We start from the raw sequence: 15,307 nt of genomic DNA, 5'->3' as shown, positions 1-15,307 counted from the left end.
TCGGCGTACTCGGCCGTGACGATCGCCTCGGCCGTCTGCGCGGGCGCCGTGCGCGCGGTCGACGTGGTCGCGGACGCCCTCGACCGGATCGAGCGCGTCGATCCGGCGCTGTCCGCCTTCGCCGAGGTGTGGGACGAGCGGGCGCGGGCGTGGGCGGAGGCGGTGGACGCCCGGATCGCCGCGGGCGAACGGCCGCCGCTGGCCGGGGTGCCGATCGGGGTGAAGGGCCGTGGCGGGCTGCGTACGGCGGCCCCGCTGCTCGCGGCGGGCTGCGTGCCGGTGGGCGCGACGTCCGTGCCGGGGCCGGGGACACCGTGGCAGACCTGGGGGGCGGGGCGGTACGGCCGTACGGTCAACCCGTGGCGGCCCGACCGGACGCCGGGCGGATCGTCGGCCGGTTCGGCGGCGGCGGTCGCGGCCGGGCTGGTGCCGCTCGCCACGGGGAACGACGGCGCCGGGTCGGTGCGCATTCCGGCGGCCTGGTGCGGGGTCGTCGGCCTGAAGGCGACCAACGGGCGCTTCCCCACCACGGATGCGACGGGGCTGATGGCGCCGGGCGTGCTCACGCGTAGCGTCGCGGACGCGGCGGCGTACTGGGCCGCGGTGTCCAGTGCCCCGGCCTCCCCACAACCCGCCCCCTCCGATCCCGCCGCGGGGGCCGTGGCGCCCGGCGACCCCGCCACCCCACAGCCCAGCCCCTCCGCTCCGGCCGCCGCCCTCTGGTCCCCCGACCTGGGCTTCGCCTCTCCCGACCCGGAGGTCGTGGCCGTGGCGCACGCGGCCGCCGTACGGCTTCACGGAGCCGGTGTGGTGCGGCTGGTGGATGTGGGGGAACCGTTCCGGCTCGACGATCCGGCTCCGGCGTGGCTCGCCCTGCGCGGGTCCGCGGCCGGCCCTCCCCCCGAGGCCGCCCGGCGTCTGCGGGCGGCCAACGACCGCAGGCTCGCCGCTCTCTTCCGCCGGACGCGCCTGCTCATGACGCCGACGGCCCCCACCCCGCCGCACGGTCACGACGGCCCGGGCGAGCGCTTCTCCACCGCCCTCACCTGGGCGTTCAACCTGAGCGGGCATCCGGCGATCAGCGTTCCGGCCGGGTTCGGGCCGGACGGGTGCCCCGTCGGGCTCCAGTTGGTGGCGGAGCACGGGCAGGAGGCCGCGCTGCTCTCGGTGGCGGAGGCGGCTGAGGGGCTGCTCGGTCCCTGGACGCCAGCTACATGCATACGCATATAATGCAGATGCGCTTATTCGCCGTACGCCCTGTTCCGCGCGTGCCCACTGGGGGACCCATGACCCGCCGCTTCCTGTTCGTCCTCGGCAGCAGCCGCTCCGACGGCAACACCGAACTGCTGGCCCGCCGGGCCGCCGAGCAACTGCCCGAGAGCGTGGAACAACGGTGGATCGACCTGGCGGCCCATCCACTGCCCGACTTCGAGGACCTGCGCCACGACAGCGACCATGTGCGGCCGACGGAGGGGAACACGGCCCTCCTGCTCGACGCCACCCTCGCGGCCACGGACGTCGTGATCGTCTCGCCGCTGTACTGGTACTCGGTGTCCGCGCACGTCAAGCGCTACCTCGACCACTGGTCGGGCTGGCTGCGCACACCCGGCGTCGACTTCAAGGACACCCTGGCCGGGCGCACGCTCTGGGGCGTGACCGCGCTCGCCCACGAGGAGCCGGTGGTCGCCGACCCGCTGATCGGCACCCTCCACAACTCGGCCGCCTACATGGGGATGCGCTTCGGCGGGGTGCTGCTTGGCAACGGCAGCAAGCCCGGGGACGTGCTGCGGGACACCGGGGCCCTGAGCCGGGCCAAGACGTTCTTCGCCCAGGACGCGCCGCTCGCGCGCTTCGCGTACGAGACGGACTGAGCACCGGTCCCTGACGCCGCGTGAGAGCGGCCCGGCCCGGCATCCGGGCCGGGCCGCTCGTCGCGTCACTTGGCCGAGTCGGCCGCCTTCACCAGCGTGGCCTTGTCGACGGCGCCGACATAGACCTTGCCGTCGTCGGTGACGAGGGCGTTGATCAGGCGCGTCGAGAACACCGTGCCCGAGCCGAACTTCCCGCTGGCCTTGTCGCCGAGGGAGTCGAGGAAGCCGCCGAAGTCGCCGCCGACCTCGGCGCCCGAGGGAACGCCCTCGCCTCCGGTGTCGAAGACCGCCACCGTGTTCCAGCCCTCGCCGATGATCTCGGGACCGCCCCCGGGGCCCTTCGAACCCTTCGAGTTCTCGGCGCCGAACTCCTTCTCCAGCTCCTTGCGGAAGCCGTCCTCGGACCTGCCCCCGCCGTGCCGCGGGGCGCCCTTGTCCACGTCACCCTCCTCCGTGACCTTCGCGCCCTTGGGCGGCGTGAAGTCGAAGGTGGAGGCGGCGGGCTTGGCGAAGCTGACCTGCGTGAAGCCGGCGTCGACCACGGCCGCGCCACCGCCGGCCGGGGTCAGCGTGAACTTCAGCGGCAGCCCGGTCTTCGCGTCCACGGCCACGGTGATCGCTCCGACCGTGGTGCCCGACTGCTTCGGCTCGATGAGCAGCCGGTAGGCGTCCCGGCCGGCGACGTGCGCGGTGCCGTCGACGGTGACCGACGTCGTGTCGTCGACCGCCTTCAGGGCCTCCTCGGTGAGCTCCTTGGGGGTGGCGGGAACCCCGTCGATCTTCCCGTGGTCCCGGCCGTGCCCCCTGCCCTGCCCCTCGCCCCGGCCCTTGCCCTGCCCCTTGTCCTTCTCCCGCCCGGCCTCGTCGGCGGTGGCGTGGAAGACCTCGCCGGACCGGCTGTCGTAGCCCCAGACGTCCTTGCCGTTGTGGATGAGGCTGTACTCGGAGGACTTGTCCGCCAGGGACAGCTTCTGCCGGTCGTCGCCGTCGGCGGCGATCCGCAGGGTGTGCGTGCCGGAGGCCAGCTCGGTCAGCTTCGCCGAGGGATCGGCGGACGAGCCGCCGCCCGCGCCCGCTCCGGTGAGGCCCAAGGCGAGACCCGACTCCAGCCCGCCGAGGTCGGGCAGCCCCAGATCCGTCGTGATCTTGAACGTGCCGGACAGCTGCTGGACGTCCGACTGGGCGATCTTCTCGATCAGTTGCTGCGCGGTGAGGTCCGGCAGATCCGGGTCCCCGGCGTCGGCGAGCGCCGGGACCAGCCCGATCGTCGCCGCCGCGATCCCCACCACCGTGACCGGGACGACGTACCGAGCGGCCTTGCGCCGGCCCGCGCGCGGGTCGTCGCCCTCCCCCGCGGTCGTATTGTCGTCGACTTCGTACGGTGCCATGTGTGCCCTACCTCCGTCGTCGGCGGCGGCCGTCCGTTCGTCTGTCGCCCGCGAGTCTCACGACCCGGCAAGGTCCACCCCTGAGCCGCCATTCTCACCCGAATCGGTGAGGAGTGGTGTTTTCCGTGTGGTGTCCATCTGACCAAATCGGTCAGGAAGTTTCGTCAGCCTGCGGAGCCAACTCCGCGTACACCTGCGGTATGACGCCGGAGGGGTGGACGTCCCCCGACCCGTAGGGGTCAGGGGGTCGAGGGGCTGGGGCGGGGCGGGGCGAGGGGTGGGACGGGGCGAGGAACGGAGAAGCGGTGGCCGGGGCGAGGAACAGAGAAGCGGTGGCCGGGGCGAGGAGCGGAGAAGCGGTGGCCCGGGCGGCCGGCCGAGGGGGCGGCTCAGCCGGCGCGGTGCACCACGGCGTCGCACAGCTCCATCAGGGCGGCCTTCGCGTCGTTCTCCGGCAGGGGCGCCAGCGCGGCGCGCGCGTCCTCGGCGTAGCGGACCGTGTCCCGCCGGGCCTGCTCCAGCGCCGGGTGCTCCCGCAGGGCGGTCAGCGCCTCCGCGAGCCGGGCGTCGTCGCTCAGGTCGGAGGCCAGCAGCTCGCACAGGGCGATGTCCTCGGGCAGCCCCAGCCGCTCCGCGCGCTCCCGCAGCCGCAGCACCGGCAGGGTCGGGATGCCCTCGCGCAGATCCGTGCCGGGCGTCTTCCCGGACTCGTGGGAGTCGCTCGCGATGTCCAGGACGTCGTCCGCCAGCTGGAAGGCCACGCCGAGCCGCTCCCCGTACTGGGTGAGCACGTCGACCACGGTCTCGTCGGCGCCCGACATCATCGCCCCGAAGCGGCAGGACACCGCCACCAGCGACCCGGTCTTCCCGCTCAGCACGTCGAGGTAGTGCTCCACGGGGTCCCGGCCGTCCTGCGGTCCGGCCGTCTCCAGGATCTGGCCCGTGACCAGCCGCTCGAACGCCTCGGCCTGCACCCGGACCGCCTCGGGCCCGAGGTCGGCCAGGATGTGCGAGGCGCGCGCGAAGAGGAAGTCGCCGGTGAGGACCGCGACGGAGTTCCCCCAGCGGGTGTTCGCGCTGTCGACCCCGCGCCGGACCTCGGCCTCGTCCATCACGTCGTCGTGGTACAGCGTCGCCAGGTGGGTCAGCTCCACCACCACGGCCGACGGCACGATCCCCGGGGCGTACGGGTCACCGAAGCGCGCGGCGAGCATCACCAGCAGCGGCCGGAAGCGCTTCCCGCCCGCCCGCACCAGGTGCTGGGCGGCCCCGGTGATGAAGGGGACCTCACTCTTGGTGGCTTCGAGCAGTCCCTCCTCGACAGCCGCCAATCCGGCCTGGACATCGGCTTCCAGAGCCTGGTCCCGCACGCTCAGCCCGAACGGCCCGACGACGGTCACGAGGGGTCTCCTGTCTGCTGGTGTCTTTCGGCTGGTTACACGGTTTGTCGATAGGTCGCTGCCATCACTCAAGTCAGCGTATCCGGTCACGTTTCGATCACCGATGCCGCCCACCCGTCCACCACGGCCGACTTCGGCCCACGGTCGGTATGTTTTTTGATCACCCGATAAGGATGGACATTCATCGATTTATCGTCACGTCACCGTGGGTAGCCGACCCCTCGCCATCCCCTCTCGAATCGAATTCCGGTTCGACCCCTCGGGGCCGGCCCGGGGGTCCGCACGGCACCCCCGCCTCCGCCTACCCCGACCCGCCCTCCGGACGCCTCCACGCCCCCTCAACGAACGACACGAAGGGCGGGGTTCCTGCCCGGCAAAACGGACTCTCCGGAAGGAAGGGGGCAGATAGGTGCCGCGACGGCAGGCTCTCCACGGCCAGGCAATAACAGGGGAGTTGGATTCATTGCCCGATTTGCCGTTGTTGTGATCGCCGTGAGTTGGGTCACGCGGCCACCCGTCGACCCATCCCCCCGCCGGAGCCTCACGTCCCCTTGCCAGAAAAGCGAGTTGAGAATTGGCAACCGCAAAGGATCAAGCGCCCCATACGCCTCAGACCATGGTCAACTAGCACGTCAGGTGATTGCGGCCCTTGTTCCGGACATGTGCTCTCGCATACGTTCCCGCTCTGTCGGGCGGACGCCGAATCCTGCCGCCGCCCGAGTCATCCACCTACGCAACGCACCGCACGGCAGGAGCGGGGGACCCAGGTAAGTCGCCGTACCGCACGCCTCGATGGCGCACCGGAACGGCTAGGGGTGAAGTCGCGTCGTCCTACGGCGGTGTGACCGGGCATCTCCCGCCCGAACCCGACAGCTCACCTCGCAGGCGCCGGAGAGGAACGAACAGCGCCATGTCCCGAGGCAAGCACCGTCGCACCCGCACCAGCCCGTTCACCCGCCGCGTCATCGCCGCCGGAACCGGTACCGCCGCTCTCGCGCTCCCCCTGCTGAGCGCGACCACCGCGAGCGCCGCCGAGCCCGCCAAGGCCCCCACCGTGGCCAAGGTCGGCTCCGTCAGCTACACCACCAAGAAGGGCGACACCCTGTACGGGATCGCCGACCGGTACGACGCCCAGGGCGGCTGGCGTCAGCTCTACAAGGACAACCGCGCGGCCATCGGCGACAACCCCCGGCTGATCCACCCGGGTGTCGACCTGAAGGTCCGGGCCACGAAGAAGGCCGCGCCGGCGAAGGCCAAGGCGAACACGGCGTCCGCCCCCGTCAAGAAGTCCGCCGTCGCCCAGGCCACCCAGGCCTCCGTGAAGACGTACGCGGACAACCTCGACGGCTGGATCCGTGAGGCGCTCGACATCATGGCGCAGAAGGGGATCCCCGGTTCCTACGAGGGCATCCACCGCAACGTCATGCGCGAGTCGTCGGGCAACCCGGCCGCCATCAACAACTGGGACTCCAACGCCGTGGCGGGCACCCCGTCCAAGGGCCTCCTCCAGGTCATCGACCCGACCTTCGCGACGTACCACGTGCCGGGCACCGCGTACGACCCGTTCGACCCGGTCGCGAACATCACGGCCGCCTGCAACTACGCGGCCGCGCGCTACGGCTCGATCGACAACGTGAACGGCCCCTACTGAGCCCTCCGAGCACCCTCGGCCCTCTGGGCCTTCCGAGTCCCCTACTAGGGGAACTCGGCCAGGCTGCGGGCGAACAGTCTCTCGAGGACGACGGCGATGCCGTCGTCCTCGTTGGACAAGGTGACCTCGTCCGCGACCGCCTTGAGTTCGGGGTGCGCGTTGGCCATCGCCACCCCGTGCGCGGCCCAGTCGAACATGGGGATGTCGTTGGGCATGTCCCCGAACGCGATGGTCTCGTGCGGGCCCAGGCCGAGATGCTCGGCGGCGAGCGCGAGGCCCGTCGCCTTCGTGATGCCGCATGGCTGGAGTTCGACGGTCCCCGGCCCCGACATGGTGACCGTCGCCAGCGAACCCACCACCGCGCGGGCCGTCGCCGCCAACTCGTCGTCCGACAGCGTCGGATGGCGCAGCAGCACCTTGCTGATCGGCTCGCACCACAGGTCGTCGCGGTGCCGCACCCGCACGGCCGGCAGGGTCGGGTGGGGCATCAGATAGCCCGGTTCGATGAGCGTGAGCCCGTCGACCCCGTCCTGGTCGACCGCCGCGTACACCTGCCCCACCTCGGCCTCGATCTTGCCGAGGGCGGTCTCCGCCAGGTCCCGCTCCAGGGTGATGGACCACAGCAGCCGGTCCCGCCCGGCGTCGTACAACTGCGCGCCCTGCCCGCACACCGCCAGCCCCCGGCTGCCCATGACGTCCAGGAGGGGCCGCACCCGGGGTGCCGGCCGTCCCGTCACCACGAGGTGCTGGGCACCGGCCACCGCCGCCTGCGCGAGTGCCGCGAGGGACCGGTCGGAGAGCGTGTCGTCACCTCGGAGGAGGGTCCCGTCCAGGTCAGTGGCGATGAGTGAATATGCGATCGGTGCGGCCATGATCAGAGAATACGGACAGGAAGCCCCCTCGACTCGACCTGAACCGGACGGCTGCTCTGTTCACATGAGTTGACACCCGTTCCGGTCCCACTTGTGTCCGAGCCCGCACAACTCGCGCCCGTTTATGGCGGTTTCGCCCTTGGGGGATCCTCGGAGGCTGTACGGACGCCGAGTTGGCACCGTCCGACCGGTGACGGGGACGCGGTGAACGGGCGGCAGGGGGACGGCCCACCGCGGCGACCTGGGGGAAGCCGATCGCCTGCCCGGAGGATTCACCCTGCCCAAGACCACCACCTCACCCGTAACGTGGGCCCGACCACATGGCTTACGGAGCGTATGAGAGTGAGGCAGTACCCCATGCCCCCCTTCGATCTCCCCGAGGGCGACCCCTTCGGCGCGCACAACCTTCCGTACGGCGTCTTCTCCCTCCCGGGCCCGGACTCCGCGCGCCGGGTGGGCGTCCGGCTCGGCGACCACGTCCTCGACGCGGGCAGGGCCGCCCAGGCGCTCGACTCGCCGTACGCCCCGCTGCTCGCCCAGGAGTCGCTGAACCCGCTGCTCGCCGCGGGCCGCACCACCTGGTCCGACGTACGGCGGGCGCTGACCGCCTGGGTGACGGTGCCGGCGCACCAGGAGGCCATCGCGGACCTGTTCCACCCGCTCTCCTCCGTGACGCTGCACCTCCCGTTCGACGTCGCGGACTACGTCGACTTCTACGCCTCCGAGAACCACGCGCGGAACGTCGGCCGGATCTTCCGCCCGGACGCCGAGGACTCCCTCACCCCCAACTGGAAGCACCTGCCGATCGGCTACCACGGCCGCTCCGGCACGGTCGTCGTCTCCGGCACGGACGTCGTACGGCCCTCGGGCCAGCGCAAGGCGCCGACCGACCCGGCCCCCGTCTTCGGCCCGTCCGTCCGCCTGGACATCGAGGCCGAGGTCGGCTTCGTCGTCGGCAAGCCGTCCGCGATGGGCGCGCCGGTCCCGCTGGCCGACTTCCGGGAGCACGTCTTCGGCCTGTGCCTGCTCAACGACTGGTCGGCGCGTGACATCCAGGCGTGGGAGTACGTCCCCCTCGGCCCGTTCCTCGGCAAGTCCTTCGCCACGTCGGTGTCGGCCTGGATCACCCCGCTGGACGCCCTGGACGAGGCCAGGACGGCGCCGCCCGAGCGCACCCACCCGCTGCTGCCGTACCTCGACGACTCCGGCGACGGGACCGAACCCGGCGGCTACGACCTGCGCATCTCCGTGGCGATCAACGGCCACGTGGTCTCCGAGCCGCCCTTCTCCACCATGTACTGGACGGCCGCCCAGCAGCTCGCCCATATGACGGTGAACGGCGCCTCCCTGCGCACCGGCGACCTCTACGGCTCCGGCACCGTCAGCGGCCCGACCGAGCGGGAGCGCGGCTCCCTCCTGGAGCTGACCTGGAACGGCCGCGACCCGCTCGAACTCCCCGACGGCAAGCGCACGTTCCTGGAGGACGGCGACGTCGTCACCCTGTCGGCGTGGGCTCCCGGCCCAGGCGGGGTGCGGGTGGGCCTGGGCGAGGTCACCGGACGGATCGTGGCCGGCTGAGGCGCGACCGCCGGATGGGCGGAGCACGCCCGCGGATCCGTCGGCTCTTTCCCGCTGACTCCCGCGGGCCGCACCGTCATACTGGCTGGCGGTGGGAAGCACGCCCCTCGGGGTGCCCGCGGCCCACCGCCCCGCACCGACGTCCGCGCACTGTCCCTGACCAGGATCCGGAGCCCCTGGCATGACCGTCTGCCTGCTCCTGCTGAGCATCGTCGGCCTGACGGCCGCCATCCCCGTCCCGCGCGTCCTGACCCGGGCCGCCTGGCCGGAACGGGACCCCGTGGTCGCGCTGTGGGTGTGGCAGTGCCTCGTCGCCACCGTGCTGCTGTGCTGCCTGACGGCGCTCGCGCTGGGCACCGCCGCCGTCTTCGGCACCGCCCGCGCCCAGCTGTTCGCCCCGGCGCCGCCGTCCGTGACGGAGGCGTACGACCTCTCAGCCGCCCCGGCCTGGGCCGCGCTCCTCACCCTGCTGCTGGCCTGCGGGGCGGCATGGACGACCGCGATGCTCGGGCGGGAACTGGTCGAGGCGCGCAGGCGGCGCGGCCGTGCGCGGGCCCAGCTGCGCGAGCGCGCCCCCGATCTGCCGGCCGGCCTCGGCTCCACGCGCGGCCCGCTGCTGGTCCTTGAGGACGAGTACCCGGACGCCTGGTGGATGCCGGGCAGCCCGCCGCAGCTGATCGTGACGACCGGTGCCCTGCACCGCCTCACCGACCACCAGCTCGACGCCGTCCTCACCCATGAGCGGGGCCACGCCCGCGCCCACCACGACTGGCTGCTGCACCTGTCCACCGCGCTCGCCACCGGCTTCCCCCGTGTCCCGCTGTTCGCGCACTTCTGCGACCAGACCCACCGCCTGGTCGAACTGGCCGCCGACGACACGGCCTCCCGCCGCTGCGGCCATCTGACGACGGCCCTGGCCCTGATCGAGCTCAACCAGCACCGGGGCGTGCTGTCCTGCGCCTCCACCCACCGGCTGCTGGGCGAACGCGTCGACCGTCTCCTCCAGCCGCCCCCGCGCCTGGGCCGCCGCGACCGCGCCCTCACCACGACCCTGGCGGCCCTGGTCCCGCTGGTCCCCCTGCTGATCACCTTCGCGCCGGGACTCCTGACGCTGTCCTAGGACGCGCCCAGGGACGCGCCCAGGGCGTCGGCCCTCACTCCCAGCCGTCGGGCTCCGGCTCCTCCATGGGCCAGTCGTCGGCGGCGTCCGGGGCCGATGCCGAGGCGGACTGCGGGGCGGGTTGCGAGGCGTTCTGCGGGGCGGCCCCGGGTGCCGGTGCGGTGAGGCCCGCCAGGACCTCGACCACCCCTTCCCCGTACGTCGCCCGCTTCTTCTCGCCTACGCCGCTGATCCCGCCCAGCTCGGCCACCGACGTGGGCCACACCGTGGCGATCTCGCGGAGCGTGGCGTCGTGGAAGATGACGTAGGCCGGGACGCCCTGCTCCCGGGCCTGCTCGGCCCGCCAGGCGCGCAGGGCCTCGAAGGCCGGGACCAGTTCCTCCGGGAGCTCGGCGACGGCGGCCTTCGCCTTGCGCTCGCCGCGGCCGGATCCCGACGCGGACCGCGAGGACGCCGGCCGCTTCGGCTCCTTGCGCAGCGGCACCTCCCGCTCCCTCCGCAGCACCGAGCCGCTGTCCTCGGTCAGCACCAGCGTGCCGTACTCGCCCTCGACGGCGAGCAGGCCCTGCGCCAGCAACTGCCGGATGACGCCCCGCCACTCGCCCTCGGTCAGCTCCTCGCCGATGCCGAACACGGAGAGCTGGTCGTGGTCGAACTGGATCACCTTGGCGGTGCGCCGCCCCAGCAGGATGTCGACGATCTGCAGCGCGCCGAACTTCTGCCCCCGCTCCCGCTGCAGCCGGACGACCGTCGACAGCACCTTCTGCGCGGCAACGGTGCCGTCCCAGGTTTCGGGCGGCGTCAGGCAGGTGTCGCAGTTGCCGCAGGCGCCCGCCTCGGGGTCCTGGCCGAAGTAGGCGAGCAGCTGGGCACGCCGGCACTGGACGGTCTCGCACAGCGCCAGCATCGAGTCCAGGTGCGCTCCCGCACGGCGACGGAACGCCTCGTCGCCCTCGCCGAGCTGGATCATCTTGCGCTGCTGGATGACGTCGTTGAGGCCGTAGGCCATCCAGGCCGTGGAGGGCAGGCCGTCCCGCCCGGCCCGGCCGGTCTCCTGGTAGTAGCCCTCGACGGACTTGGGCAGGTCGAGGTGGGCGACGAACCGCACGTCCGGCTTGTCGATGCCCATGCCGAAGGCGATCGTCGCCACCACGACCAGGCCCTCCTCGCGCAGGAACCGGGACTGGTGCGCCGCGCGGGTGCCCGCGTCGAGACCCGCGTGGTACGGGATCGCCTCGATGCCGTTGCGGGAGAGGAACTCGGCGGTCGCCTCGACCGACTTGCGGGACAGGCAGTACACGATGCCCGCGTCGCCCGCGTGCTCCTCGCGCAGGAAGCTCAGCAGCTGCTTCTTCGGGTCGGCCTTCGGCACGATCCGGTACTGGATGTTGGGCCGGTCGAAGCTGGCCACGAAGTGCCGGGCGTCCGGCATGCCGAGCCGCTGGGTGATCTCCTGGTGGGTGGCGTGGGTGGCCGTCGCCGTCAGCGCGATCCGTGGCACGTCCGGCCAGCGCTCGCCCAGCAGGGACAGGGAGAGGTAGTCGGGGCGGAAGTCGTGGCCCCACTGGGACACGCAGTGCGCCTCGTCGATGGCGAACACCGAGATCTTGCCGCGGGACAGCAGCTCCAGCGTCGCGTCGAGCCGCAGCCGCTCGGGGGCGAGGTAGAGCAGGTCGAGCTCGCCGGCGACGTACTGCGCCTCCATCACGCGGCGCTCGTCGAAGTCCTGCGTGGAGTTGATGAACCCGGCGCGCACGCCGAGCGCCCGCAGGGCGTCCACCTGGTCCTGCATGAGGGCGATCAGCGGGGAGACGACCACGCCCGTGCCCGGTCTGACCAGGGACGGGATCTGGTAGCAGAGCGACTTGCCGCCGCCGGTCGGCATGAGCACGACCGCGTCGCCGCCGGCCACGACATGCTCGATGACGGCTTCCTGCTCGCCCCGGAAGGCCTCGTATCCGAAGACGCGGTGGAGCGCCGCCAGCGCCTCGCTGTCGCCTGTCCGGTCCGCCTCGGTCACCGCTGGCATCTCGCTGATCACGCCCGTCGCACCCATCGCCGTGTCCCCCGCCCGTCGTCCCTCGACCACTGCCTCCACGATAGGGGTCCGCACCGACAGCCCCCCGAGTTATCCACAGGCTCACCCCCTCGGCACGGGAACGGCCCGGCTCCCCCGAAGGGGGCCGGGCCGTCCACGCGGGGCTCGGTCAGCGCACGAAGACGCCCGCCTGGCTCGCCAGGTCCAGGAAGTACTGGGGCGCCACGCCCAGCACCAGGGTCACGGCCACGCCGACGCCGATCGCCGTCATCGTCAGCGGGGACGGCACCGCGACCGTCGGTCCCTCGGGTGTCGGCTCGCTGAAGAACATCAGCACGATGACGCGGATGTAGAAGAACGCGGCGATCGCGGACGAGATCACACCGATCACGACCAGCGGGGCCGCCCCGCCCTCGGCCGCCGCCTTGAACACGGCGAACTTACCCGCGAAGCCGGAGGTCAGCGGGATGCCCGCGAAGGCCAGCAGGAACACCGCGAAGACCGCCGCGACCAGCGGCGAGCGGCGGCCCAGACCGGCCCACTTCGACAGGTGCGTCGCCTCGCCGCCGGCGTCGCGCACCAGCGTCACCACGGCGAACGCGCCGATCGTCACGAACGAGTACGCGCCCAGGTAGAAGAGGACGGACGACACCCCGTCCGGCGTGGTCGCGATGACACCGGCGAGGATGAACCCGGCGTGCGCGATCGACGAGTACGCCAGCAGCCGCTTGATGTCGGTCTGGGTGATCGCGATGATCGCGCCGCCCAGCATGGTGACGATCGCCACGGCCCACATGACCGGCCGCCAGTCCCAGCGCAGGCCGGGCAGCACGACGTACAGGAGGCGCAGCAGGGCGCCGAACGCGGCCACCTTCGTCGCCGCGGCCATGAAGCCGGTCACCGGCGTCGGGGCGCCCTGGTAGACGTCCGGCGTCCACATGTGGAACGGGACCGCGCCCACCTTGAACAGCAGCCCCATGACGATGAGCGCCGAGCCGATGAGCAGCAGCGCGTCGTTGCCCGTGGTGTCCGCCAGCGCCGGGGTGACGTCGGTGGCGGTGCCGTCGACGACCCGCGCGATCGTGCCGTAGGACACGGAGCCCGCGTAGCCGTACAGCAGGGCGATGCCGAACAGGGTGAACGCGGACGCGAAGGCTCCCAGCAGGAAGTACTTGACCGCGGCCTCCTGCGACATGAGCCGCTTGCGGCGGGCCAGCGCGCACATCAGGTACAGCGGGAGGGAGAAGACCTCCAGCGCGATGAACAGGGTCAGCAGGTCGTTGGCCGACGGGAAGATCAGCATGCCCGCGACGGCGAAAAGCAGCAGGGGGAACACCTCGGTGGTGGTGAACCCCGCCTTCACGGCGGCCTTCTCGCTCTCGCTGCCCGGCACGGCCGCGGCCTGGGCGGCGAAGGAGTCGACGCGGTTGCCGTGCGCCGCCGGGTCGAGCCGGCGCTCGGCGAAGGTGAACAGGCCCACGAGGGCCGTCAGCAGGATCGTGCCCTGCAGGAACAGGGCCGGTCCGTCGACGGCGATCGCGCCCATGGCGGCGATGCCCGACTTGGTCGTGGCGTACCCGCCGGCGGCCAGTGCCACGACCGCCGCGAAGGAGGCGACGAGCGCCACGACGGCGGTGAACACCTGCGCGTAGTACCGGGACCTGCGCGGGACGACGGCCTCGATCAGTACCCCGACGAGCGCCGCGCCGACGACGATCAGGGTGGGCGAGAGCTGTCCGTACTCGATCTTCGGCGTGTCGATCTTCGAGATCGGGTCGGCCGCGGTTGTCCACAGGCTGTGGACGGCTGATGCGCTCACTTGGCCGCCTCCACCTCGGGCTGGGGGTCCTTCTTCTGTACGTCGGACAAGGTCTGCTTGACCGCCGGGTTCACGATGTCCGTGACGGGCTTCGGGTAGACGCCCAGGAAGACCAGCAGGACGACCAGCGGGGCGACGACCGCGATCTCCCGCACCCGCAGGTCCGGCATCGCGGAGACCTCCGGCTTCACCGGGCCCGTCATCGTCCGCTGGTAGAGGACGAGTGTGTAGAGCGCCGCGAGCACGATGCCGAAGGTGGCGATGATGCCGATCACCGGATAGCGCGTGAACGTGCCGACGAGGACCAGGAACTCGCTGACGAACGGCGCGAGACCCGGCAGTGACAGGGTCGCGAGGCCGCCGATCAGGAAGGTGCCGGCGAGCACCGGGGCGACCTTCTGCACCCCGCCGTAGTCGGCGATGAGCCGCGAGCCGCGCCGCGAGATCAGGAATCCGGCGACCAGCATCAGCGCGGCCGTCGAGATGCCGTGGTTGACCATGTAGAGCGTCGCCCCGGACTGGCCCTGGCTGGTCATCGCGAAGATGCCCATGATGATGAAGCCGAAGTGCGAGATCGACGCGTACGCGATCAGGCGCTTGATGTCCCGCTGGCCGACCGCGAGCAGCGCCCCGTAGACGATGCTGATCAGCGCCAGCACCAGGATCGCGGGCGTGGCCCACTTGCTGGCCTCCGGGAAGAGCTGGAGGCAGAAGCGGAGCATCGCGAAGGTGCCCACCTTGTCGACGACCGCCGTGATGAGGACGGCGACCGGGGCGGTGGCCTCCTGCATCGCGTTCGGCAGCCAGGTGTGCAGCGGCCACAGCGGCGCCTTCACCGCGAAGGCGAAGAAGAAGCCGAGGAACAGCCAGCGTTCGGTGTTCGTCGCCATGTCCAGCGAGCCGTTGGCGCGGGCCTCGGCGATCTCCTGGAGGCTGAAGTTCCCGGCGACGACGTACAGGCCGATCACCGCGGCCAGCATGATCAGTCCGCCGACCAGGTTGTAGAGGAGGAACTTCACCGCGGCGTAGGACCGCTGCGTCGACGCCACCTTCTCCCCGTGCTCGTGAGCACGGTCCCCGAAGCCGCCGATGAGGAAGTACATCGGGATGAGCATGGCTTCGAAGAAGATGTAGAAGAGGAAGACGTCGGTGGCCTCGAAGGAGAGGATCACCATCGCCTCGACGGCCAGGATCAGGGCGAAGAAGCCCTGCGTCGGCCGCCACCTCCGGCTGCCCGTCTCCAGCGGGTCGGCGTCGTGCCAGCCCGCGAGGACGATGAACGGGATCAGCAGCGCCGTCAGCGCGACGAGCGCCACCCCGATGCCGTCCACGCCGAGTTCGTAGCGGACCCCGAAGTCGGCGATCCAGGAGTGCGATTCGGTGAGCTGGTAGCGGTCGCCGTCCGGGTCGAAGCGGACCAGGACGGCGATCGCGAGGGCGAGTGTGCCGAGGGAGAAGAACAGCGCCAGCCATTTGGCGGCGGTGCGCCGGGCGGCCGGCACGGCGGCGGTGGCGATCGCCCCGATCGCCGGGAGCGCCGCCGTGGCTGTCAGCAGGGGAAAGGACATCG

Annotated in this window: 11 protein-coding genes and 1 riboswitch; of the genes, 5 read left to right on the top strand and 6 right to left on the bottom strand. The window is 71.8% G+C overall.

The genetic code is table 11. The features are described 5' to 3' along the window. Positions 1 to 15: 15 nt before the first annotated feature. Together F8R89_RS20650 and F8R89_RS20645 are read left to right on the top strand one after the other, a co-directional pair. Entirely contained in the window at positions 16 to 1,230 is a 1,215-nt protein-coding gene (locus F8R89_RS20650; RefSeq protein ID WP_225994448.1) for an amidase, read from the top strand. A 56-nt stretch (positions 1,231 to 1,286) separates the two neighbouring features. Further along, positions 1,287 to 1,871: a flavodoxin family protein gene (locus tag F8R89_RS20645; RefSeq protein WP_151785353.1), complete on the top strand. Its 585-nt coding sequence runs from the start codon at positions 1,287 to 1,289 to the stop codon at positions 1,869 to 1,871. A gap of 65 nt (positions 1,872 to 1,936) precedes the next feature. On the opposite strand, the gene F8R89_RS20640 is transcribed toward F8R89_RS20645, so the two are convergent. Together F8R89_RS20640 and F8R89_RS20635 are read right to left on the bottom strand one after the other, a co-directional pair. Beyond that, positions 1,937 to 3,259: a LolA family protein gene (locus F8R89_RS20640; RefSeq protein ID WP_151785352.1), complete on the bottom strand. Its 1,323-nt coding sequence runs from the start codon at positions 3,257 to 3,259 to the stop codon at positions 1,937 to 1,939. A gap of 389 nt (positions 3,260 to 3,648) precedes the next feature. Next, positions 3,649 to 4,659, bottom strand: coding sequence for a polyprenyl synthetase family protein (locus F8R89_RS20635; RefSeq protein WP_151785351.1), 1,011 nt, complete (start codon positions 4,657 to 4,659; stop codon positions 3,649 to 3,651). Between the two features lie 729 nt (positions 4,660 to 5,388). Continuing rightward, a riboswitch (cyclic di-AMP (ydaO/yuaA leader) is annotated at positions 5,389 to 5,562 on the top strand. Between the two features lie 7 nt (positions 5,563 to 5,569). Here F8R89_RS20635 and F8R89_RS20630 point away from each other — a divergent pair. Next, the gene (locus F8R89_RS20630) at positions 5,570 to 6,310 is read left to right on the top strand and encodes a transglycosylase SLT domain-containing protein (RefSeq protein ID WP_151785350.1); all 741 of its coding nucleotides are present in this window, start codon (positions 5,570 to 5,572) and stop codon (positions 6,308 to 6,310) included. Between the two features lie 44 nt (positions 6,311 to 6,354). Here F8R89_RS20630 and F8R89_RS20625 read toward each other — a convergent pair whose 3' ends face one another. Continuing rightward, complete coding sequence (locus F8R89_RS20625) at positions 6,355 to 7,182, bottom strand: HAD family hydrolase (protein WP_151785349.1); 828 nt, start codon at positions 7,180 to 7,182, stop codon at positions 6,355 to 6,357. Positions 7,183 to 7,539: 357 nt separating this feature from the next. Between F8R89_RS20625 and fahA the strand changes: the two genes are divergently transcribed. Further along, the gene (fahA, locus tag F8R89_RS20620; RefSeq protein ID WP_151785348.1) at positions 7,540 to 8,760 is read left to right on the top strand and encodes a fumarylacetoacetase; all 1,221 of its coding nucleotides are present in this window, start codon (positions 7,540 to 7,542) and stop codon (positions 8,758 to 8,760) included. A gap of 181 nt (positions 8,761 to 8,941) precedes the next feature. Further along, positions 8,942 to 9,880, top strand: coding sequence for a M56 family metallopeptidase (locus tag F8R89_RS20615; protein WP_151785347.1), 939 nt, complete (start codon positions 8,942 to 8,944; stop codon positions 9,878 to 9,880). A gap of 34 nt (positions 9,881 to 9,914) precedes the next feature. Here F8R89_RS20615 and recQ read toward each other — a convergent pair whose 3' ends face one another. The 3 genes from recQ to F8R89_RS20600 all read right to left on the bottom strand — a co-directional run bounded on the left by recQ (position 9,915) and on the right by F8R89_RS20600 (position 15,305). After that, a complete protein-coding gene (gene recQ, locus F8R89_RS20610; protein ID WP_151788220.1) occupies positions 9,915 to 11,936 on the bottom strand; it encodes a DNA helicase RecQ in 2,022 nt (673 codons plus the stop codon). Between the two features lie 151 nt (positions 11,937 to 12,087). Further along, on the bottom strand, positions 12,088 to 13,737 hold the full coding sequence (gene nuoN / locus F8R89_RS20605; RefSeq protein ID WP_151785346.1) for an NADH-quinone oxidoreductase subunit NuoN: 1,650 nt from the start codon (positions 13,735 to 13,737) through the stop codon (positions 12,088 to 12,090). Beyond that, positions 13,734 to 15,305 carry an NADH-quinone oxidoreductase subunit M gene (locus tag F8R89_RS20600; RefSeq protein ID WP_151785345.1) on the bottom strand — a complete coding sequence of 524 codons (1,572 nt, stop codon included), beginning with the start codon at positions 15,303 to 15,305 and terminating at the stop codon, positions 13,734 to 13,736. The genes nuoN and F8R89_RS20600 overlap by 4 nt, the downstream gene beginning before the upstream one ends. Between the last annotated feature and the right edge of the window lie 2 nt (positions 15,306 to 15,307).

The sequence above is a fragment of the Streptomyces sp. SS1-1 genome (assembly GCF_008973465.1).
In the GTDB taxonomy this organism is placed as follows: domain Bacteria; phylum Actinomycetota; class Actinomycetes; order Streptomycetales; family Streptomycetaceae; genus Streptomyces.
This window is presented reverse-complemented; position numbering and strand designations above follow the sequence as displayed.

Excerpts from the sequence above, each read along its gene's own strand:
- fahA (WP_151785348.1), top strand. The coding sequence starts at position 7,540 with ATGCCCCCCTTCGATCTCCCCGAGGGCGACCCCTTCGGCGCGCACAAC.
- F8R89_RS20640 (WP_151785352.1), bottom strand. The coding sequence starts at position 3,259 with ATGGCACCGTACGAAGTCGACGACAATACGACCGCGGGGGAGGGCGAC.
- F8R89_RS20630 (WP_151785350.1), top strand. The coding sequence starts at position 5,570 with ATGTCCCGAGGCAAGCACCGTCGCACCCGCACCAGCCCGTTCACCCGC.
- F8R89_RS20625 (WP_151785349.1), bottom strand. The coding sequence starts at position 7,182 with ATGGCCGCACCGATCGCATATTCACTCATCGCCACTGACCTGGACGGG.
- recQ (WP_151788220.1), bottom strand. The coding sequence starts at position 11,936 with ATGGGTGCGACGGGCGTGATCAGCGAGATGCCAGCGGTGACCGAGGCG.
- F8R89_RS20600 (WP_151785345.1), bottom strand. The coding sequence starts at position 15,305 with ATGTCCTTTCCCCTGCTGACAGCCACGGCGGCGCTCCCGGCGATCGGG.
- F8R89_RS20615 (WP_151785347.1), top strand. The coding sequence starts at position 8,942 with ATGACCGTCTGCCTGCTCCTGCTGAGCATCGTCGGCCTGACGGCCGCC.
- F8R89_RS20645 (WP_151785353.1), top strand. The coding sequence starts at position 1,287 with ATGACCCGCCGCTTCCTGTTCGTCCTCGGCAGCAGCCGCTCCGACGGC.